The sequence below is a fragment of the Clostridia bacterium genome (genome assembly GCA_035561135.1).
In the GTDB taxonomy this organism is placed as follows: Bacteria; Acidobacteriota; Terriglobia; order Terriglobales; family Acidobacteriaceae; genus DATMYA01.
Window position 1 is genome coordinate 1 of the sequence record DATMYA010000050.1, and the last position, 1,041, is coordinate 1,041.

Genomic DNA, 1,041 nt, shown 5'->3' on the forward strand with positions numbered 1-1,041 from the left:
GCAATTTCTGGCGTCCGCATTCTGCTCCGGTCCCGCAATCCTTTTGATAGTTCTACAGGTCTTGCGCCGCTTCACGCGCTTCGAGATTCAGGACCAGGCTATCTGGAAAATCGCGGAGCTGATGGCGTATGCGATGTTCCTGAACTTGTTCCTCCATGGCGCGGAAGCGTTCAAGGAGTTCTATTCGGATACGGAGCACCTGTTGTTCACCAGATATTGGTATTCGGGTTTAGGGGAGCACCGGACTCTGGTGCCCTATGCCTGGTCCGCAGTGGGGCTGAACGTGATTGCGTTCGCCTTGTTCATCGTACCGGCGGCGCGTCGCCATTGGGTCATTCTGAACATCGGTTGCCTGGCGACATATGCCGGCGTGTATATCGAGAAAGGGATGGGTCTAATCATCCCGGGCCTTACGCCCGACGCATTGGGCGAGATCTACGAGTACTACCCGACCTTGACGGAATTGCGGGTGGCGGCGGGTGTGTTCGCGGTAGGATTTCTGGTCTTCACAGTCATGCTAAAGGTGGCAGTACCGATTTCGCTGGGAGAGTTCACGGAAACAGAGAACCCGCCTCGCGGCGCGCTGCCTGCCTTGGAAGCCGATAGGAATGTGCATGCCGTTGCGTTCACCCGCGGGAGTAGTGCGCAGCGAATGCAAGATGCCGCCCGGTTGAACTAACGAGCACAATGGAGAGGTGGTTATGGCAGTATCCAAGCAAAGCCGTCTCACGCATAGCAGCATGGGCATGCGTGCAATATTCGTTACTTCCGAAAACGCGCCGCTGATTCTTAGCCTCGCGGTTGTCGTCGTGGCAGTTCTCTACTTTGTCGCTTTGTACGCAATGGCGGGCTGATGTCAGCCCGCCAAGCTACCACTGCGCCGGTCAGAACAGCAGCCGCAACCCGAACTGGATCGTGCGCGGGTCGGTCGAGGTGCTGCTGATTCTGCCAACGGTACTCGGAACGGTGATGTCCGTTCCCGGATTGCCGAAATTCGCGTGATTGGCGATGTTGAAGAACTCGGCCCGGAACTGCGTGCTA

At 57.3% G+C, this 1,041-nt stretch carries 2 protein-coding genes; both read left to right on the forward strand.

All coding sequences use genetic code 11. The annotated features are described in order from the left end of the window. Positions 1–679, forward strand: a 679-nt coding sequence (locus tag VN622_10425) for a hypothetical protein (GenBank protein ID HWR36272.1), incomplete at its 5' end; no start/stop codon positions are given. A gap of 22 nt (positions 680–701) precedes the next feature. Further along, a complete protein-coding gene (locus tag VN622_10430) occupies positions 702–854 on the forward strand; it encodes a hypothetical protein (protein HWR36273.1) in 153 nt (50 codons plus the stop codon). Positions 855–1,041: the final 187 nt, after the last annotated feature.